Genomic DNA, 19,550 nt, shown 5'->3' on the forward strand with positions numbered 1-19,550 from the left:
ACGCCTCACCCCATCCGGACCACCACCTGCTGGCCGGCGCCCGCCGCCGCGGTGAGGTTCCCGAAGTCGAGCCGCAACCGGGTGCCCGTGGCCTCCGAGACCAGGCTCGGCGGGCGGGACAGCACCGCGGCGACGGGGCGGTTCCATACCAGCGTCAGCGAGGTCAGCGCCCGGGCCGGGTCCGCTACGCAGACCGCGGCCGTGCCGTCCGCTCTCTCCCGGACCGTCACCGAACAGGGTGCTCCCGCCTCCAGCGGACCGGCCGATCCAGCCCGCCAGAAATTGACCCCGGTGAAGCCCAGCGAGGGCACCGAGACGCCTTGGGCCGTCTCCGAGTTGGCGAGTACGGAGAGCCACCCCGGGGCGGAGGCTCTGGCGGCGGTCCGGGCCACCGACGCCCCCGGCAGCATCTGGTGGACGTACCCGGCGCCGGCCGGGTCCTTGCCGTGGTCGTACCAGAGGGTGAGGTAGCGCCGGGTCAGGGCCGTGGCGGAGCCGCCCCGGTTGATCTCGCTCCACCGGCCGGTGCGGGCCTCCCGCAGCGCCTTGAACGAGCCCGGACCCGACATCACGTACCCGCCGAATCCTGCCAGATGAGCCCAGCCGGGGGAGGGGAAGGCCGCCGACCAGCCGAGGGCCGCCGGCTGGACGGTGCCGCCCACGGTGAGGGCATGGGTGCCGGATGCGCCCAGATTGCGGTTGTCGACCACCGTCTCGACCGCGGTCCCGTCCGAGCAGCGGATCCCGGCCCCCAGGCAGATGATCGTGTCGTCGAGGAAGAACCAGGACTTGCGGGCCGTGAGCGTGCTGCCCAGTCCCCGCAGGTGCTGGCCCAGGGAGGCGAAATCCCCGTCGGTCGTCCCGCCCACCCAGGCCGCGTCGGGCCGGGACGCCCCCCAGTCACCGCCCGCCCCGTCGGCGAGCACCTTCCGCGACACCGTGGTCCCCGGCAGTCTGTACGGGTCCACGGTGGGCCAGAAGGCGTCCGAGTACTGGCCGTTGCCGTACGCGGCCCCCCACCAGGAGAGCATTCCGCTCCCGGTGTGCCAGCCGCGCAGGTTCTCCCCGTTGCCCGTCTCGTAGTGGGCGATCCGTTTCGAGGCCATGGACAGCGAGGCCGCCCAGCCGGGCCGCCGGTGCGTGGCTCGGTCCATGGAAGCGAACAGGCGGTGCCCGACCGGCTCGGGCACCGCCGTGACCGACGCGTCGGACTCGACCTGCGCCAGGCGGGCGAGCGAGGACAGGGCGAGTCCCGTGTCCGCGAGGGGACGGCTGTAGTAGGCCCGGGCCATCCACCCCTTCACCAACCCCCGCCAGCGCGCCCGCTCGACGGCGCTCGCACCCTCCGCGAGGAGCAGGATCGCGGCGAGCACCGCATGCCCCCGGGCATGGTCGTCCTGCTGGACCTGCCGAGGATCGGCGACCATCAGACCCCGGCTCACCGCCCGCCCCGAAACGGCGTCCATGATCAGCCCGTTGAACAGGAACGGCGCCCAGGCCCGCTCCACCGCGTCGAAGGCGATCTGCGCCCCGGGGTCCGTGACCTCCCACGCAGTGCCCCTGAGAAGAGCGAAGAGCATGCCCAGCCCGCCGAGCAGCACCGCCCCGTACGTCCCCGTGTACGGCACCCAGGTGTGCTGGACGAACGACCCGTCCCGGTAGAGCCCGTCACCCGAGGTGACGTACGGGAACACCGGCGCGAGCGCGTCCCGGGCCAGGGCGATCTTCGCCGGGTCCCCGCCGACCACCCCGCGCACCGCCAGCACCCGGCACAGGTCGACCCGGTTCGCCCCCGTACTGGTCCCGGTGTACGAGCCGACGACCGAGTCCGGGACGAAGTGGTCGACGGCCGCGCAGGATTCGGCGAGCCGGGCGGCCGGCAGCTCCTCGTGCAGCAGCACGCACAGGTCCAGCAGGGCCTGCGGGGCGCCGATCTGCCAGCAGTACCAGTTGCCGTACCGCACCTGGCCGGCGTGGTAGACGTCCGTGTGCAGATGGTCCAGCCCGGTCAGCAGGGCCGAGCGCAGCCCGGCATCCCCGGTGAGCCCGGTCCCGGGCCGCACATAGGCCTCGGCCATCGTCCGCAGCCGGTAGTAGCTCTGCAACATCATCTCGGGGTCGCTGCCGTACCCCAGGTCGGGCCAGAGCGATCCGGTCGCCGGAGCCATGGCGGAGCGCCACCCGCCGGCCAGGGCGCCGAGATCGGCGAGTCTCGAACGGAACGGCTCGGCCGCGGCAGGGACGTCACCGCCCAGGAATAGACCGCGCCACACCGCCCGCATGGCGTCGTGGACCTCATCCGCCGGTGCGGCCCCCGCCCGCGCGGCGGGCGCTCCCAGCAGGAGCGCACCCCCGCCCGCGGCCGAGAGGAAGGCGCGCCGACTCCACCCGTCTGTCATCGCATGCTCCTTGTCCGATCCCGTACCGGCCCCCGCCGGCCCGTCACTTGCCCCACTCGGAATACGTCGTGCCTCGTGCCACGCGCGTCAGGCCACGTGCTCGCGGTATCGGTCGATCACCTCCCGGAGCACCTCGGCACCGTCTCGCGCCCACAGCCCCGGATGGAAGATCTCCACCTCCACCGGGCCCCGGTAGCCGGCCGCTTCGGCCAGCTCCCGGAACGCCCGCAGATCGATACAGCCGTCGCCCAACTGCCCCCGCCCCAACAGCACCCCTTCGGGGAGCGGGGTCACCCAGTCGGCCACCTGGACCGACATGATCCGCCCGCCCGCACCCGCCCGGCGCAGATCGGCCGGCAGCCGCTCGTCCCACCACAAGTGGTAGGAGTCGACGACCACCCCCACCTGTTGCGCCGGGAACCGCTCGGCGATGTCCAGGGCCTGTCCGAGCGTGGAGACCACGCATCGGTCCGAGGCGAACATCGGGTGCAGGGGCTCGATCCCCAGCCGTATCCCGTGTGCGGCCGCCCACGGGGCGAGCTCGCCCAGGATGTCGACGATCCGCCGCCGCGCCCCCACCAGGTCCCGGTCGCCGTCGGGCAGGCCCCCCGAGACCAGGACCAGCACATCGGCGCCCAGCTCGGCGGCCTCCTCCACGGCCCGGCGGTTGTCCTTCAGGGCCGCCGCCCGCCCCGCCGGATCGGCGGCGGTGAAGAACCCGCCGCGACACAGTGAGCTGACCCGCAGCCCGGCTCCGGCGACCAGCTTCGCCGTCTCGCGCAGCCCGAACTCCCGCACCGGATCCCGCCACAGCCCGACCGCGCCCACCCCGGCCGCGACGCACCCGTCGACCAGCTCGGGCATCGACCACTGCCGGACCGTCTCCTGGTTGAGGCTGAACCGGGCCGGGGCCGGCCCCCGGCTCATGACGCCACTCCGTACACCGCGAGGAGCTGCCGCATCCGCGACTCGGCGAGCTCCGGATCGGGAAACAGGCCCAGCAGATCGGCCTGTTCGTACGCGGTGGCCAGATGGGGCAGTGGCCGGGCCGACTGGAGCCCGCCCAGCATCGTGAAGTGCTCCTGGTACCCCGCGAGCCAGGCCAGCAGCACCACCCCCGTCTTGTAGTAGCGGGTCGGCGGGCCGAACAGGTGCCTGGACAGGGACACCGTCGGATCCAGCAGCCCGCGGAAACCGGCGGGGTCGTCGCGGTCCAGCGCGAGCCCGGCGCGGGCGGCCAGCGGGGCGATCGGGTCGAATACGCCCAGAAGCGCATCGCTCGCCGGATCTCCGGGCCCCTCCCCGGCGATCAGCTCGGGATAGTGGTAGTCGTCGCCCGTGTAGCAGCGCACGCCTGGCGGGAGTCTGTGCCGGATGTCCTTCTCCCGCTCCGCGTCCAGGAGCGAGACCTTGATCCCGTCCACCTTCTCCGGGCAGTCGGCGATGACCTTCAGGAACACCTCGGTGGCCGCGTCGAGATCGGCGTGCCCCCAGTAGCCCGCCAGCTCCGGATCGAACATCGGGCCGAGCCAGTGCAGGACGACCGGCCGGCCGCTCTGCCGCAGCAGCCTCCCGTACACCTCCAGATAGTCCTCCGGGCCGCGCGCCGCGGCCGCCAGGGCGCGGGATGCCATCAGTACGGCTCCCGCCCCGCACTCCTCGACGTGCGCGAGTTGCTCCTCGTACGCGGTGGTGATCGCGGCCGGAGTGTGCCCGCCGCCCGGGGTCAGTTGGTCGGTGCCCGCTCCGCAGACGATCCGGCCGCCCACCGCCCGGGCCTCGGCGGCCGACCGCTGGATCAGCTCCGCCGCAGCCGGCCAGTCCAGACCCGTCCCGCGCTGCGCCGTGTCCATGGCCTCGGCCACCCCGAGCCCCTGCGCCCACAGCCGGTGCCGGAAGGCCAGCGTCGCCTCCCAGTCCACGGCGGGGCCGGCCAGGGAGGCCGAGCCGCCGGAGCAGGCGGCGAGCGGATCCGCCACCACGTGCGCCGCCGCATAGAACCTGCGGCTGCGTGCCGGACCGCAGACCAGCGGTGCGAGCGGATCGGTACAGGGCCGGTGCAGACGGTATCCGCCGTCCGCAGCGGGGAGCCGGATGCTCACAGGACCACCTCCGGCACCGGCAGCCGTCGGCCTTCCACGGAGGACCGCAGTCCCAGCTCGGCGAGCTGCACCCCGCGCGCCCCGGCCAGCAGGTCCCACTGCCAGGGCTCGTCGAGCACGACGTGGCGCAGGAACAGCTCCCACTGGGCTTTGAAGCCGTTGTCGAACGGGCCGTTGTCCGGGACCTCCTGCCACTGGGCGCGGAAGGCCTCCGTCTGTGGCAGATCGGGATTCCACACCGGCTTGGGTGTCGCCCCCCGGTGCTGGATGCGGCAGCCGAGCAGCCCGGCCACCGCCGACCCGTGCGTCCCGTCCACCTGGAACTCCACCAGCTCGTCGCGGTGGACCCGCACCGCCCAGGAGGAGTTGATCTGCGCGACGGCGCCGCCCTCCAGCTCGAAGACCCCGTACGCCGCGTCGTCCGCCGTCGCCTCGTACGGTTTGCCTTCCTCGTCCCAGCGGCGGCCGATGTGCGTACGGGCCAGGGCCTGCACCGTGCGGACCCGGCCGAACAGCTCGTGCAGCAGGTACTCCCAGTGCGGGAACATGTCGGCGACGATGCCCCCGCCGTCCTGCGCCCGGTAGTTCCAGGACGGCCGCTGGGCCGGCTGCCAGTCGCCCTCGAAGACCCAGTACCCGAACTCCCCGCGTACGGACAGGATCTCGCCGAAGAAGCCGCCTTCGATCAGCCGCTTCAGCTTGAGCAGCCCCGGCAGGAAGAGCTTGTCCTGCACCACCCCGTGTTTGACCCCGGCCTCCGCGGCCAGGCGGGCCAGCTCCAGCGAGGAAGCGAAGCTCAGAGCCGTCGGCTTCTCGCAGTACACGTGCTTGCCCGCCGCCACGGCCTGCCGGACCGCCGCCTCGCGGGCACCGGTGACCTGAGCGTCGAAGTAGATCTCGACCTCGGGGTCGGCGAGCACGGCCGTCAGATCCGTGCTGACCTGCTCCAGCCCGTGCTCCTCGGCGATGGTCTGCAGCGCCGGCTCCCGGCGCCCGACCAGCACCGGCTCGGGCCACAGCACCCGGCCGTCGCCCAGGTCCAGCCCGCCCTGCTCGCGCAGGGCGAGCAGCGAGCGGACCAGATGCTGGCGGTATCCCATGCGCCCGGTCACGCCGTTCATGGCGATCTTGATCGTCCTGCGCTCCACGGTGTCCCCTCCTTCGTGCTCGTTGCCTTCTTGCTCGTTCGTGGCCTGGCGGAAAGCGCGAGGGAAAGTCCGATAGAAAGCGCTTTCACTCACATCAGGCTAGGGCCGAGAACAGCTACGGCGCAACACACGTTCGAGTGATGGAAAGCGCTTTCTCAATCGGGGAGAATGGAGATCCACACCCGGATGAGACGATGACCCGGGACGAGCAGGAGGGGTGCAACATGGCGGTGACTCTCGCCGAAGTCGCGGCGCACGCGGGCGTATCGCCCGCGACGGTCTCGCGCGTGCTCAACGGCGGATATCCGGTGGCCGGCGGCACCCGGACCCGCGTGGAACAGGCCGTCGAAGAGCTCGGCTACGTGGCCAACGGCCCCGCCCGCGCCCTCGCGGCCGCCACCTCCGACCTGGTCGGCGTCCTCGTCCACGACGTGGCGGACAGTTTCTTCGGCATCCTCGCCGGATCCCTGCAGAGCGCGCTCGCCCCGACCGGCCACGGCGACCCCCGCCGCCTCGCCGTCGTCTGCAACACCGAGGGCGCCCCCGAGGCCGAACTCGCCTACCTCACTCTGCTGGAGGGCCAGCGCGCCGGCGGGGTCGTCCTGACCGGCGGCGCCGTCGAGGAGCCCGGGCACACCGCGGCCCTCACCGCCCGCATCACCCGAATGGCGGACGCCGGTGCCCCCGTCGTCCTGTGCGGGCGGCCCCCGCTGCCCGTACCCCCCGCACTGCCCGTCGCCACGGTCATGTTCGACGACCGCGGCGGCGCCTTCCGCCTCGCCGAACACCTGCTGTCGCTCGGCCACCGGCGCATCGCGTACGTCGCCGGCCCGCCGGGTCTGAGCACCACCCGGGAGCGGCTCGGCGGCCACCGCGAGGCGCTGCGAAGGCACGATGCCGGCCTGCCGGAAGCCTGCGACCCGCTCACCGTGCACGCCGGATTCGAGCGCTCCGCGGGCTACGACGCCACCCGCGAGCTGCTGCGCCGCGGGGCCCCGTTCACCGCCGTCGCCGCGGCCAACGACACCGTCGCCACCGGAGTGGCCGCGGCCCTGCGCGAGGCCGGCCTGCGCATCCCGGGGGACGTCTCCGTCGCCGGCTTCGACGACCTCCCGGTCTGCGTGGACACCGCCCCCGCGCTCACCACCGTCCGCGTACCGCTGCGGGAGGCCGGCATACTCGCCGCCCAGCTGGTCACCGGCCGCAGACCACTGCCGCCGGGCGGCATCACCACCCTGCCCACCGAGCTCATGGTGCGCGGCTCCACCGCGCCGCCCCCGCCCGAGGGGAGCCGTCCGTGAGGTACGCCTTCTCCACGCTCGGCCTGCCCGGGGCGCCGCTCGACCGCAGCGCCGCCCTCGCCGCCGCCCACGGCTACGACGCCCTCGAACTGCGCGCCCACCCGGAGGAGCCCCTGCACCCCGGCAGCCCGCCGGCGGACCGGGCGGCTGGCCTGCGCACCCTCGCCGCCGCCGGGGTCGCGGTCCTCGGGGTCGCGGGCTACGCCCGGGTGGCCGCCCCCGGCGCCGACGAGCCGGTCCTGGCCGAACTGCACACCCTGGTCCGGCTCGCCGCCGACCTCGAAGCCCCGTACGTCCGGGTCTTCCCGGGAGGCGCCGGGCTGCCCGAGTCCGCCGCCGATGCCCGTGCCGTGCGCCGACTGGCCGCCGCCGCACCGTTCGCCGAGCGGCACGGGGTACGGATCCTCCTTGAGACGCACGACTCGCACCGGACCGGAGCCGCCGCCGCGCGGGTGCTGGACCGGGTCGGGCACGGCGGCGCGGGCGCCCTGTGGGACGTACTGCACACCTGGCTCGGCGGCGAGTCCCCTGCGCAGTCGCGGCGGGCGCTGGACCGGCATCTGGGCTACGTACAGGTGAAGGACGTGGAGTCGGCTCAGGAGCTCACCCCCCTCGGGCTCGGCGCCGGGGTGCTGCCGCTCGCCGAGGCCGTGGCCGCCACGGCACCGGACGGCTGGCTCTGCTGGGAGTACGAGAAACGCTGGTATCCCGGCGCCGCCGAGCTGCCCGGTCAGCTCGCGCGGGGCCGGGAGTACCTGGAACGGCTGGTGACGGGGGGAGCGGGATCGCGGGCTCAGGCCGAGTAGGCGAGCCGGCCGCGGTCGACGGCGTAGCGGAAGTCCAGCCCCAGGGCGTACCGCTCCAGTTCCTCGACCGCAGTGGCCGCGAGCCGGTCCAGCTCCCCGCCCAGTGAACCCGCCACGTGCGGGGTGAGCAGCACGTTCGGCAGGTTGTACAGCGGGGAGCCGGCGGGCAGCACCTCGGGCTCGGTGTGATCGAGTACGGCGTGCAGCCGTCCCGCCACCAGTTCCTCGGTCAGTGCCGCGGTGTCGACGAGCGAGCCCCGCGCGGTGTTGACGAGGGTGGCGCCGTCAGGCATCAGCGCCAGCCGGGACGCGTCCAGCAGATGGCGGGTCTGGGGAAGCGCGGGGGCGTGCAGGCTCACCACATCGCTGCGGCACAGCAGTTCGTCGAGCGCGCAGGACTCACCGCCCAGGGCGGCGAGCTCGCCGGGGTCGGCGTACGGATCGTGGACGAGCACCCGCAGGTCGAAGGGGCGCAGCAGCTCCATCACGCGCCGGCCGATGAGCGAGGCGCCGACGATGCCGACGGTGCGCCGGTAGTTGCCGACGGCCGGGTAGCGGCGCAGCAGATCGATCGGGCCGCGCGCCGCCCGGTACGCATGGGCGGATTCCAGGACCCGTTTGTTGGCGAACAGGATGGCGGCGAGCGTGTACTCGGCGACCGGCACGGCATTGGCGGCGGCCGCGCTGGACACCAGCAGCCCGCGCTCCCAGCAGGCCTCCGTGACATGGTGTTTGACGCTGCCCGCGGCATGCACCACGGCGCGCAGCCGCGGCATCCGCTCCAGCGCCTCGGCGTCGAGCGGCGGGCAGCCCCACCCCGTGAACAGCACCTCGGCGTCCGCGAGGCGGCGCCGGAGCTCGGGCTCCTCGTGCTCGAAGCCGGTCAGCAGCAGGTCGGTGTCCACATCGGCGACCCGGACCAGCTCGGGCAGCATGCGGCCGCTGAGGACGGCGGCCCGGGTGCCGGCGCTCATGGCGAGCACGGTGGCGGGGCGGCGCCGGTCGCCGGGCCCGGCGGGGAGGAGGCGGTGGGTCACTTGACGGCTCCTGCGGTGAGACCCGAGCGCCAGAACCGCTGCAGGCCGAGGAAGGCCAGCACGAGCGGGACGACGGCGACGAGTGAACCGGTGATCACCAGGGGATAGAGCTCGGGCTGCTGGTAGACGCTGCGGTTCCACATGAACAGGCCCAGACTGACGGGGTAGAGCCGCTCGTCGTTCAGCATGGTCAGCGCGCCGTAGAAGTTGTTCCAGATGGCCGTGAAGGTGAACAGGAAGATCGTCACAAACCCCGGCCACAGCATCGGGAACGACACGTGCGCGAAGAGCCGCAGTTCACCCGCGCCGTCGACGCGGGCGGCGGCGAGCACCTCGTCGGGGACGTAGCCCTCGGCGAACACCCGGGCCAGGTAGACGCCGAAGGGGTTGACCAGGGCGGGCACCAGGTAGGCCCAGTACGTGTTCACGGCTCCGGCGGCCGAGGCCATCAGGTACAGCGGCAGCTGGAGCACGGTGGCGGGGACCAGGATCCCGGCGAGGACGAGGCCGAAGAGCTTCTCCTTGTGCCGGAACTCGTACGCGTGGAAGGCATAGCCGCATGCCACGCTGATGAGGGCGGAGAGGGTGGAGCCCACGACGGTGTAGAGGAGGCTGTTGGCGAGCCAGCGGCCGAAGATGCCGTCGTCGTACGTGAAGACGTCGCCGAGGTTGCCGAGGAGGCTGAAGTCCCCCAGCGCGTAGGGGCCGGTGGCGAAGAGGTCCCGGCGGTTCTTGGTGGCGGCCAGGACCAGCCAGGCGAGGGGCATCAGGGTGTAGGCGGCGACGAGGAGGAGCGCGGCGTTGACGGCCGTACGGGAGAGCAGGGCGCTGCCGCGCGTACTGCGGGCCGGGGCCGCGGGCGGGGTCGAGGTGGCGGGGGCCGGGGCAGGACCCGGGCACGGGGCTGTGCTCGCTGCCTCGGCAGCGGCGAGTGAGGCGGTCATGCGGACCTCCAGCGGTTGCCGAGCTTGGTGACGACGTACGAGGCGGCTGCGGCGGCCAGGGCGAGGAGCAGCGCGCTCGCGGCCGCCAGCCCGTAGTCGTGGCCCTTGAACGCGGCGCTGAAGATGTACATGGTCGGGGACCAGGACTCGCCCATCTCGGTGGCGCGGAGCTGGAGCAACTGCGGGGCGTCGAAGAGCTGGACGGCGCCGACGCAGGTGAACAGGACGGTCAGGACGAGGGTGGGCCGGATGCTCGGCACCTTCACCTGGAATGCGGTGCGGACGGCTCCGGCACCGTCCATGGTGGCGGCCTCCAGGGTCTCGCGGGGGATGGCCTGGAGCCCGGCAAAGAAGATGATCATGTTGTAGCCCATCCACTGCCAGGCCGAGATGTTGACCACGGACAGCAGGGCCTCGTCGCGGCCGAAGAAGTTCCAGGAGATCCCGGCCGAGTCGAGGACGTCGAGGACGGGGCTGAGACCGGGTGTGTACAGGTAGAGCCAGACCATCGCGGCGATGAGGCCGGGGACGGCGTGCGGCAGGTAGAAGGCGATCTGGAAGAACCGCCGGGCGCGGGCGAGGGCGGAGTCCAGGAGCAGGGCGAGGACAAGGGCGCCGCCGACCATGACGGGGATGTAGAGCAGGCAGTAGACGGCGATGTGGCGGAACGAGGCGAGGAAGAGGGGATCGGCCAGAGCCTTGGTGTAGTTCCCGATTCCGCTGAAGACCCGCTGGGCTCCACCGAATCCGAGGCCGGACCGCTCCTCGCGGAAGAGGCTGAGCCAGGCGGCGTACCCGATGGGGGCGACGGTCACGAGCGCGAAGAGGAGGAAGAAGGGCGCCATGAACCCGGCCGCCGCGCCGCTACCTCCGGTGGTTCGGCGGGGGGAGTGGGTGCGGGGCATCAGCCGGCCAGGCCCAGGCCGCGGTCCCTTATGGCCTTCTCGGCGGCCGACTGGCCCTCGCTCAGGGCCTTGACCAGGTCCGGGCCGGTCGCGTTCTGCGCCGAGTTGACCTGGAGGTGGACCGGGCCCCAGGTCCAGCCGGGCACGATGGTCGCCGCGGCCGCACCGGCCAGGCCGTACGGGTCCTGCCCCTCGAAGTACGTCGTGTCGAACAGCTTCGCGGCCTCCGCCCGCATCTCGGCATTGGCCGGCAGGGCGCTGCTCGGCGACTTGAGCGAGCTGAGCCGCGCCTTGATCGCCTCCGGGTCGGTGGTGACCCACGTGATGAACTCCGCCGCGGCCTTGGTCTGCTTGCTGCCCTTCGGCACGATGTACGAGGTGCCGCCGTACATGCCGGTGGCGGGCTTGCCGTCCCAGGTCGGCAGCGGGGCGATGCCCCACTTCCCCTTGAGGTCGGGGTAGTTCGCGAGGAACGTGCCGGCCGTCCAGGCGGCGCCGATGACGGTCGCGACCTGCCCGGATGAACGTTCCTTCGCCTCACCCTCGCCCCACAACGGGGTCTTCGAGGCCACCCCGGAGGCCATCAGGCCGTTCCAGTACTCCGCCACCTTCTTCGAGGCGGGATCGTCGATCGCGACCTTCCACTTCTCGCCCTCGGTCCCGTACCACCGCGCGCCCGCCTGCCAGGAGAGGCCGGCCAGCACCGCCGGGTCGCCGCCGCCGAAGTTCGTGATCTTCACGGACGGGTCGGCCCCGTGGATCTTCTCGGCGGCCGCCTCGTACTCGTCCCACGTCTTCGGCACGGCCACCCCGTGCTTCTCGAAGATGTCCTTCCGGTAGAAGAGTTCGAGCGGGGTGACGTCGAACGGCACGGCCCACGTCTTGCCGCCCAGCTTCACCAGCGACTGGACCGCCTCCGGGAACTTCTCCGAGACGAGCTTGCCGGAAGTCCCGCTCAGGTCCTCCAGGTTGCCGCCGCTCGCGAACTCCGGGAGCGCCGAGTAGTCCATCGTCGCGATGTCCGGTGCGTCGCCGCCCTTGACCGCGTTGGCCAGCTTCGCCGCCCCGTCCGGCCCGCCCGGCACCGCCGAGAACTGCACCCGGATGCTCGGGTGCGTCTTGTTGAACGCGTCGGCCGTCTGCTGCGCACCCGCGGACGAGGACCAGTAGGTGACGGTGAGCGGCTGCTCCGGCGAACCGCCGGCCGCCCCGGCCCCGCCCGGCTTCGCCTCCCCGCCGCACGCGGTGACGAGCAGGGCCAGGGAGGCGACCGAGGCGGTCAGGAAGAGTCGGGGCATGCGGGAGGAACGGAGGCTGCGCGACATGGAGTGGCTCCTACGGACGACCGCGGACAGCGGCGGATGGGAGAACGCGGCCCATCTTTTGTGCGAACAGGCACACCGTCAAGAGCGAATGAGCAACTCGATCGAAATGATCGCCCAGGGAGTCCCTTCCCGTTCCTTATGAGCGGATCGTCAGCCGGGGGAGCAGCTCCACGTGCTGCCGCGGACCGGCACCGGCACCGGCACCGGCACTGTCACCGTTACCGTTACCGTTACCGTTACCGTTACCGTTACCGGCCCCGGCACCCGGCGCCGTCAGCCGGTCCAGCAGCAGCCCCGCCGCCCGAGCCCCCACCTCGCGCTTGGCCGGTGCCACCGCGGAGAGCGGTACGTCGGCGAGCCCCGCCACCTCGTCGTCGTACGTGATCACCGCGAGGTCCTCCGGCACCCGCACCCCGCGCGCCTGGAGCCGCGGGATCAGCATGATCGCGTCGGTGTCGCTGTGGATCAGCGCGGCGCTCACCCCGCCCGCCGTCACCGCCTCGCACAAGTAGTCCAGCATCCGCGCGAACAGGTCCGCGTCCGAGAGCGGACCCGGCCCGGCCGGCGGCCACGGCGGCGCCGGCTCCAGGCCGAGCGCGGCCACCGCCGCCTCGTACCCGGCCCGCAGCCGCGGAGTCGTCGGCGTCGCACGGCTGGCCAGCGCGATGCGCCGGTGCCCCCGCTCCACCAGGTGCTGCACCGCCGTCGCCGCGCCGTGCGCATGGTCAGAGGCAACCCGGTCCAGCGCCGCCGCCGGATGGCCGGGCGGGGCCCACCGCTCCACCAGCACCGTCGGAACCGGAAGCTCCGCGGTCCACGCCCCCTCGCCGGGGCCGGGCGAGCCGGCATCCCAATTCGGGGTGAGCAGCAGCCCGTCCGCCCCGGTGGACAGCAGCCGGTCCGCCTGCGTCCGGTCCTCGCCGGGCAGATACCGGGTCAGGCCCACGGTCAGCCGCGCGCCGCGCGCCTCGACCACCTCGCGGGCTCCGCGTACGACATCGGCGTAGTAGTACTCCGTGGTCGGCACCACCATGCCGATCACCAGCCCCTCGGCATCCGCCGAGGTCGCGGCCCGGTCCCCGGCCGAGGCCGCCAAAGGAACCGACGCCCGGGCCGCGGCCGCCGACGGGCCGCCCGGCCGCCCCGTCTCCACCCGGCTGATCACCCCGTGCATCCGGTGGATCTCGCCCCGGGCCGCCATCGCCTCGATGTCGCGCCGCAGGGTGACCGGCGAGACGCCCAGCTCCTGCGCCAGGTCTGCCACGCGCACAGTGCCCCGCGCCCGGACGAGCGCGAGCACCTGCGCCTGGCGCTGGTCCACATGTGGTCTCAAGGTTTCCCTACCCCCTGCGGTCTTCCGACGGCATCCGTGTCTGCGTCCGTGCCTGCTTCCGTACTGCACAGCCATCATAGAGAACCGATCGATTCGATCGTTTCCGATCAACCGGTCATTGACGGCGTGGACGCAGCGTTCATATATTCGGCGGCGTCCCGCACCTCACGGCATCACGACCTCTCTCGGGAGTCAGCGCATGCTCACGTACGACCAGGACGGGTTCCGGCGCGCAGGGCGCCCCCACCGCATCGTCTCGGGGGCCCTGCACTACTTCCGGGTCCATCCGGACCTGTGGGAGGACCGGTTGCGGCGGCTGCGCGCCCTCGGTGCCAACACGGTCGACACGTACGTCCCCTGGAACTTCCACGAGAGCGCCCCGGGCAAGGCCGACTTCACCGGCCCGCGCGACCTCGGCCGCTTCCTGCGCACCGCCCAGGACCTCGGCCTCGACGCCATCGTCCGCCCCGGCCCCTACATCTGCGCCGAATGGGACTTCGGCGGCCTGCCCGCCCGGCTCCTCGCCGTCGACGGCCTCCACCTGCGCTGCTCGGACCCGCGCTTCGAGGCCGAGGTCGACGGCTGGTTCGACCTCGTCGCCCCCGAGCTGCTGCCCCTGCTCGCGAGCCGCGGCGGTCCGGTCGTCGCCGTCCAGATCGAGAACGAGTACGGCTCGTACGGCAACGACACCCGCTACCGCGCCCATGTGGAACGAGCACTGGTCGAACGCGGTGTGGACTGCCTCCTGTTCACCGCCGACGGGCCCGAGGACGCCATGCTCCAGGGCGGCATGATCCCCGGCCGGCTCGCCACCGCCACCTTCGGCGCGCGGCCCGCCGAACGCCTCGCCCACCTGCGCCGCTACCAGCGGTCCGGGCCGCTCGCCGCGATGGAGTTCTGGATCGGCTGGTTCGACCACTGGGGCGAGGACCACCACGTCCGCGCCGTCGAGGACGCAGCACGGTCCCTCGACGAACTCCTCGCCACCGGCGCCTCCGTCAACCTCTACATGGCCCACGGCGGCACCAACTTCGGCTTCTGGGCCGGCGCCAACCACACCGGGTCCCGCCCCGGCGACCCCGGCTACCAGCCCACGGTCACCAGCTACGACTACGACGCCCCCATCGGCGAGGCCGGCGAACTCACCCCCAAGTTCCACGCGTTCCGCGAGGTCATCGGCAAGTACGTGCCCCTGCCCGACGGCCCGCTGCCCGAGCCGCCGCCCCGCATCACCCCGGCCCTCGCCGTCCCCGCCGGCACCGCCCCGCTCCTGGACCACCTCGACGTGCTCGGCGGGGAGCCCGTGCTGCGCCCCGCGCCCGAGTCCATGGAGAAGCTGGGCCAGTCCCACGGCCTGATCCACTACCGCACCACCGTCACCGGGCCGCGCCCCGCGATGCCCGTCCGGATCGACGGCCTCGGCGACCGCGCGTACGTCTTCGCCGACGGCGAGCCCCTCGGCATACTCGACCGCAACCGGCCCGACGAGGGCCTCGACCTGCCCGTCGGCGAGCCGGGGGTCGTCCTCGACGTCCTCGTCCGCGCCCAGGGCCGGGTCAACTACGGTCCGCTCCTCGACGACCGCAAGGGCATCTGGCGCGGGGTCCGGCACGGCCACCAGCAGCTGTTCGAGTGGGAGATCCGGCCGCTCCCGCTCACCGATCTCAGCGGCCTCGGCTGGTCGTCGCAAACCGCGGAAACTGCGGAAGCCACGGATACCGCAGAAACCGCAGAAACCGCAGAAACCCCCGAGGACACGGGCCGCCCTGCCTTCCACCGCTTCACGCACGCCCTCCCGGGCGACCCCGCCGACGGATTCGTCGACGTCTCCGGCTGGGGCACCGGCCTCGTCTGGCTGAACGGCTTCCTCCTCGGGCACTACGACACCCCGCGCGGCCCGCAGCGCACCCTCTACGCCCCCGCGCCCCTCTGGCAGGCCGGCCGGAACGAGATCGTCCTCCTCGAACTGGAGCGCCCCGGCGCCGACCTGCCGCTGCGCGACCGCCCCGACCTCGGCCGCCCCACCGTCGTCACCCTCGAATGAATCCCGGCCCATCGCGGCCCATGGTGGCGACCCCCCCGGAGAGCCCCCGCGCACCTCCCCGCCCTTTCCCTGAGAGAAGCTCTTCCCGTGAAGCGAACGAGCACCCGCCTGGCCGACGGCCGCGAGATCCTGTACTACGACGCCGACGACGGTGCGGCCCGCGCCGTCCCCGACACCCGCCCCCTCGACGCGTCCGCCACCTCCTCCGAGGTGCGCCGCGACCCGCTGCTCGGCGACGCCGTCGTCATCGCCTCCCACCGCCAGGGCCGCACCTACCACCCGCCCGCCGACGCCTGCCCGCTCTGCCCCTCCACCGAGGGTCGCGCGAGCGAGGTCCCGGCCCCCGACTACGACGTGGTCGTCTTCGAGAACCGCTTCCCCTCCCTCGCCGGCGACACCGGCCGCTGCGAGGTCATCTGCTTCACCCCCGACCACCGGACCTCCTTCGCCGAGCTCGACGAGGAACGCGCCGCGCTCGTCCTCGCCGCGTGGACCGACCGCACCGCCGAACTCTCCGCCCACGCCGGGGTCCGGCAGGTCTACTGCTTCGAGAACCGCGGCGCCGAGATCGGCGTGACCCTCGCGCACCCGCACGGCCAGATCTACGCCTTCCCCTTCATCACGCCGCGCACCACCCGCATGCTCGCCACCGTCGCCGCCCACCGCGCCCGCACCGGCGGCAACCTCTTCGAGGAGGTGCTCGCCGCCGAGCGCGCCGAACGCACCAGGGTCGTCCTCGAAGGGGAGCACTGGACCGCCTTCGTGCCGTACGCCGCGCGCTGGCCCTACGAGGTCCACCTCTACCCGCACCGCCGCACCCCCGACCTGACCACCCTGGACGAAGCGGCCCGCGCCGAGTTCCCCGGCCTCTACCTGGACCTGCTGCGCCGCTTCGACCGGCTCTTCGGGACGCCCGCGCCCACCCCGTACATCTCCGCCTGGCACCAGGCGCCGGTCTCCGGCGAGGGCCGGGCCGACTTCGCGCTCCACCTGGAGCTCTTCACGGTCCGCCGCACCGCTGACAAGCTCAAGTACCTGGCGGGTACCGAATCCGGGATGGAGGCCTACATGAACGACGTCCGGCCCGAGGACGCGGCCGCGCGGCTGCGGGAGGTGGCGAGCCGATGAGCCAGGCCACGGACGGATTCCACCGGCTGTACGGGTCCCCGCCCGAGGGGGTCTGGGCGGCGCCGGGCCGGGTCAACCTGATCGGCGAACACACCGACTACAACGACGGCTTCGCCCTGCCCTTCGCCCTCCCGCACCGCACCGAGGTGGCGGCGGCCCGCCGCCCCGACCGGACCCTGCGGCTCCACTCCGCCGACGTCCCGTCGGGCGTCGTCACCCTCCACCTGGACCGCCTCGACCCGGCCCGCCCGCACGAGGGCCCGGAGAGCTGGGCCGCCTACCCCGCCGGAGCCGCGTGGGCGCTGCTGGACGCGGGCCTGCCCGTCGGCGGCGCGGACCTGCACATCCGCTCCGACGTGCCCACCGGAGCCGGACTCTCCTCCTCCGCCGCCCTGGAGGTGGCCGCCGCCCTGGCGCTCACCGACTTGTACGGGATCCCGCTCACCCGGCCCGAACTGGCCGCGCTCGCCCGCCGCGCCGAGAACGCCTACGTCGGCGTGCCCTGCGGGGTGATGGACCAGATGGCCTCGGCCTGCGCCACCGAAGGCCACGCCCTCCACCTCGACACCCGCACCCTCGAACAGCAGCACATCCCCTTCGACTGCGCGGCAGCCGGACTGCGCCTCCTGGTCATCGACACCCGCGTCAAACACGACCTCGGCGACGGGGCGTACGCCCAGCGCCTGGCCTCCTGCCACGGCGCGGCCGCCGCGCTCGGGCTGCCCGCCCTGCGCGACCTCCCGTACGAGGACCTGGACCGGGCCCTGGCACGCCTCGGCGATCCGGTCCGGCGCCGACGGGTCCGGCACGTCGTCACCGAGAACGAGCGGGTCGTACGGGCGGAGGAACTGCTGCGCGCCGGACGGCTGCGCGAAACGGGCCCGCTGCTGACCGAGGGCCATGCCTCGCTGCGCGACGACTACGAGGTCTCCTGCCCGGAGCTCGACCTGGCCGTCGCCACCGCCAACGCGGCGGGCGCGTACGGGGCCCGGATGACGGGCGGCGGCTTCGGCGGCTCGGCCCTGGCCCTGATCGACGCGGAGGCCGAGGCGGCCGTGACCCTGGCGGTCACCGAGGCCTTCGCCGCGGCCGGGTTCAAGCCGCCGCGCGTGACGGCGGCGGCCCCGGCCGCCGGGGCCGAACGCATTTTCTGACGGGTGGTCGGCCGACTGCTTCGAGCCCGGTGGACGCGGGCGGGGCCTTCGGCAAGACTCTCGTCGATCTCTTCTGACGTTGGAGGAACGAAACGCATGCGCTACATCCCGCTGGGCAGTTCAGGTCTCCAGGTCTCCGCCGTCGGCCTCGGCTGCAACAACTTCGGAGGCCGCCTCGACGCCCAGGCCACGCGCGCCGTCGTCGGCGCCGCCCTCGACGCGGGGATCACCCTCCTCGACACCGCCGACATCTACGGCGGGCTCGGCGGCTCCGAGCGCCACCTCGGACAGGCCCTCAAGGGCCGCCGCGATCAGGTCGTCCTCGCCACCAAGTTCGGCTACGCGGGCATGTCCATGGAGTACGGGCCCGCCGCCGGATCCCGCGGCGGCCGCGCGTACGTCCGGCGGGCCGTCGAGGAGTCCCTGCGCCGCCTGGACACCGACCACATCGACCTCTACCAGCTCCACAGCCCCGACCCGGCGACCCCCATCGCCGAGACCCTGGCCGCGCTCACCGAGCTCGTCGCCGAGGGCAAGATCCGCTACATCGGCCACTCCAACTTCAGCGGCTGGCAGCTCGCCGAAGCCGCCCACGTCGCCCGCGAAACCGGCGCGGTGCCCTTCGTGTCGGCGCAGAACGAATGGTCGCTGCTCCAGCGGTCCGCCGAGCAGGAGCTGGTTCCGGCGGCCGTGCACTACGGCCTCGGGGTGCTCCCGTACTTCCCCCTCGCCAACGGCCTGCTGACCGGCAAGATCCGCCGGGGCGCCGCCGTCCCGGCCGGCTCCCGGCTGGAGGGCCGCGACGGCTACGTCACCGAGGAGCGGCTCGACACGGTCGAGGCGCTGGCCGGCGTCGCCGACAAGCACGGCCGCAGCATCCTCGAACTCGCCATCGGCTGGCTCTCCGCCCGGCCCGGCTGCTCCTCCGTCATCGCGGGCGCCACCTCACCCGAGCAGGTGCGGGCCAACGCGGCCGTCGCCGACCGCCCCCTGGAGCCCGAACTGCTGGCGGAGATCGACGCGATCGCAGGGGCGTGAGCCGAGCCATGAGCCGAGCCGTGAGTCGCGCCTGAGCCGCGCCCCGAGCCGGGCTCAGACGGGCGCACCCGTCAGTACCTCCACCTTCCCGGTGTCCAGCGAGTAGTAGGCGCCGACCACGCCGAGGGCGCCCTTCTCCACGAGGGGCCCCAGGTCGGCGTTGGCCCGCAGATCGTCCGCGGTCACCTTGATCTGGTGGTGGGTCATCGTGTCGACGGGGTCGGCGCCGGGGTTCTTCGCCGTCAGCTCGTACGCCGGCACCATCGCCTTCGCGAGCGCCTCCAGATTGCCGGGCAGCGGCTTGCCCGCCTTCAGCGACTTGTACGCGGCCTCGACCGCACCGCAGCGCTGGTGGCCGAGCACGACGACCAGAGGAGTCCCGCCCGTCATGGGCCCGTACTCGACCGAGCCGGTCACCACCGGGCCGACCGCCTGCCCGCCCGTCCGCAGCACGTACAGGTCGCCGAGCCCGGTGTCGAAGATCAGCTCGGGCGCCACCCGGGAGTCGATGCACGCGAGGACCACCCCGAAGGGGTCCTGTGCCTCGGCGACCAGCTCGCGCCGCTCCGGATCCCGGTCGGGGTGGTCGAGGTTGCCGCTCACCCAGCGCCTGTTGCCCTCCATCAGGCGGGCGAACGCGGCCTGCGGGGTGGCCGGCCGTGGCTGCGGGGCGGCGGTCGTCGCCTTCGGGGGAGGGGCGGACGAGCACCCCGAGAGGGCGACGGCGACGGCCGCGAGGCCTCCGGTCAGCACGGCCCTGCGAGCCGGAAGTCCTGCTGTGTGCATCGGTCGTACCCCTCGCTGCCGCGCAGACGCGTCCGTACGTCGTGACGACCGCGATTGTTCAGCGTGCCGGGGGCGACCGGACGGCAGGCGCACACGCCCG

16 protein-coding genes are annotated in these 19,550 nt (G+C 73.2%); 6 read left to right on the forward strand and 10 right to left on the reverse strand.

The window, feature by feature from the left end:
• Positions 1 to 5 precede the first annotated feature (5 nt).
• The 4 genes from OG509_RS34895 to OG509_RS34910 form a co-directional block, all read right to left on the reverse strand.
• A complete protein-coding gene (locus OG509_RS34895; RefSeq protein ID WP_406186567.1) occupies positions 6 to 2,399 on the reverse strand; it encodes a polysaccharide lyase 8 family protein in 2,394 nt (797 codons plus the stop codon).
• A gap of 87 nt (positions 2,400 to 2,486) precedes the next feature.
• Positions 2,487 to 3,326 carry a sugar phosphate isomerase/epimerase family protein gene (locus OG509_RS34900; protein ID WP_406186568.1) on the reverse strand — a complete coding sequence of 280 codons (840 nt, stop codon included), beginning with the start codon at positions 3,324 to 3,326 and terminating at the stop codon, positions 2,487 to 2,489.
• Positions 3,323 to 4,501 carry a dihydrodipicolinate synthase family protein gene (locus OG509_RS34905; RefSeq protein ID WP_406186569.1) on the reverse strand — a complete coding sequence of 393 codons (1,179 nt, stop codon included), beginning with the start codon at positions 4,499 to 4,501 and terminating at the stop codon, positions 3,323 to 3,325. Before OG509_RS34905 ends, OG509_RS34900 begins: the two co-directional genes overlap by 4 nt.
• Positions 4,498 to 5,622, reverse strand: coding sequence for a Gfo/Idh/MocA family protein (locus OG509_RS34910; RefSeq protein WP_406187772.1), 1,125 nt, complete (start codon positions 5,620 to 5,622; stop codon positions 4,498 to 4,500). Before OG509_RS34910 ends, OG509_RS34905 begins: the two co-directional genes overlap by 4 nt.
• A 251-nt stretch (positions 5,623 to 5,873) precedes the next feature.
• Here OG509_RS34910 and OG509_RS34915 point away from each other — a divergent pair, with 251 nt between their 5' ends.
• Positions 5,874 to 6,950 carry a LacI family DNA-binding transcriptional regulator gene (locus tag OG509_RS34915; protein ID WP_406186570.1) on the forward strand — a complete coding sequence of 359 codons (1,077 nt, stop codon included), beginning with the start codon at positions 5,874 to 5,876 and terminating at the stop codon, positions 6,948 to 6,950.
• The gene (locus OG509_RS34920) at positions 6,947 to 7,756 is read left to right on the forward strand and encodes a sugar phosphate isomerase/epimerase family protein (RefSeq protein WP_406186571.1); all 810 of its coding nucleotides are present in this window, start codon (positions 6,947 to 6,949) and stop codon (positions 7,754 to 7,756) included. The genes OG509_RS34915 and OG509_RS34920 overlap by 4 nt, the downstream gene beginning before the upstream one ends.
• Here the strand turns inward: OG509_RS34920 and OG509_RS34925 are convergent.
• The 5 genes from OG509_RS34925 to OG509_RS34945 form a co-directional block, all read right to left on the reverse strand.
• Positions 7,744 to 8,730 (reverse strand): hydroxyacid dehydrogenase, encoded by a 987-nt coding sequence (locus OG509_RS34925; protein WP_406187774.1) that lies wholly within the window; start codon positions 8,728 to 8,730, stop codon positions 7,744 to 7,746. The genes OG509_RS34920 and OG509_RS34925 overlap by 13 nt on opposite strands.
• Before the next feature lie 59 nt (positions 8,731 to 8,789).
• The gene (locus OG509_RS34930) at positions 8,790 to 9,737 is read right to left on the reverse strand and encodes a carbohydrate ABC transporter permease (protein ID WP_406186572.1); all 948 of its coding nucleotides are present in this window, start codon (positions 9,735 to 9,737) and stop codon (positions 8,790 to 8,792) included.
• On the reverse strand, positions 9,734 to 10,642 hold the full coding sequence (locus OG509_RS34935) for a carbohydrate ABC transporter permease (RefSeq protein ID WP_406186573.1): 909 nt from the start codon (positions 10,640 to 10,642) through the stop codon (positions 9,734 to 9,736). The genes OG509_RS34930 and OG509_RS34935 overlap by 4 nt, the downstream gene beginning before the upstream one ends.
• Positions 10,642 to 11,967 (reverse strand): ABC transporter substrate-binding protein, encoded by a 1,326-nt coding sequence (locus OG509_RS34940; protein WP_406186574.1) that lies wholly within the window; start codon positions 11,965 to 11,967, stop codon positions 10,642 to 10,644. The genes OG509_RS34935 and OG509_RS34940 overlap by 1 nt, the downstream gene beginning before the upstream one ends.
• Positions 11,968 to 12,103: 136 nt before the next feature.
• Positions 12,104 to 13,300, reverse strand: coding sequence for a substrate-binding domain-containing protein (locus OG509_RS34945; protein WP_406186575.1), 1,197 nt, complete (start codon positions 13,298 to 13,300; stop codon positions 12,104 to 12,106).
• A 199-nt stretch (positions 13,301 to 13,499) separates the two neighbouring features.
• On the opposite strand from OG509_RS34945, the gene OG509_RS34950 reads away from it, so the two are divergent.
• The 4 genes from OG509_RS34950 (at position 13,500) to OG509_RS34965 (ending at position 18,664) form a co-directional block, all read left to right on the forward strand.
• The gene (locus OG509_RS34950) at positions 13,500 to 15,344 is read left to right on the forward strand and encodes a glycoside hydrolase family 35 protein (RefSeq protein ID WP_406186576.1); all 1,845 of its coding nucleotides are present in this window, start codon (positions 13,500 to 13,502) and stop codon (positions 15,342 to 15,344) included.
• Positions 15,345 to 15,431: 87 nt separating this feature from the next.
• Positions 15,432 to 16,472 carry a galactose-1-phosphate uridylyltransferase gene (gene galT / locus OG509_RS34955; protein ID WP_406186577.1) on the forward strand — a complete coding sequence of 347 codons (1,041 nt, stop codon included), beginning with the start codon at positions 15,432 to 15,434 and terminating at the stop codon, positions 16,470 to 16,472.
• Positions 16,469 to 17,626 (forward strand): galactokinase, encoded by a 1,158-nt coding sequence (gene galK, locus OG509_RS34960; protein ID WP_406186578.1) that lies wholly within the window; start codon positions 16,469 to 16,471, stop codon positions 17,624 to 17,626. Before galT ends, galK begins: the two co-directional genes overlap by 4 nt.
• 96 nt (positions 17,627 to 17,722) lie before the next feature.
• Complete coding sequence (locus tag OG509_RS34965) at positions 17,723 to 18,664, forward strand: aldo/keto reductase (protein ID WP_406186579.1); 942 nt, start codon at positions 17,723 to 17,725, stop codon at positions 18,662 to 18,664.
• 54 nt (positions 18,665 to 18,718) lie between these two features.
• Here the strand turns inward: OG509_RS34965 and OG509_RS34970 are convergent, their stop codons facing one another.
• The gene (locus OG509_RS34970) at positions 18,719 to 19,450 is read right to left on the reverse strand and encodes a carbonic anhydrase (protein ID WP_406186580.1); all 732 of its coding nucleotides are present in this window, start codon (positions 19,448 to 19,450) and stop codon (positions 18,719 to 18,721) included.
• Positions 19,451 to 19,550: the final 100 nt, after the last annotated feature.

It is taken from the genome of Streptomyces sp. NBC_01006 (assembly GCF_045162725.1).
Taxonomy (GTDB): domain Bacteria; phylum Actinomycetota; class Actinomycetes; order Streptomycetales; family Streptomycetaceae; genus Streptomyces.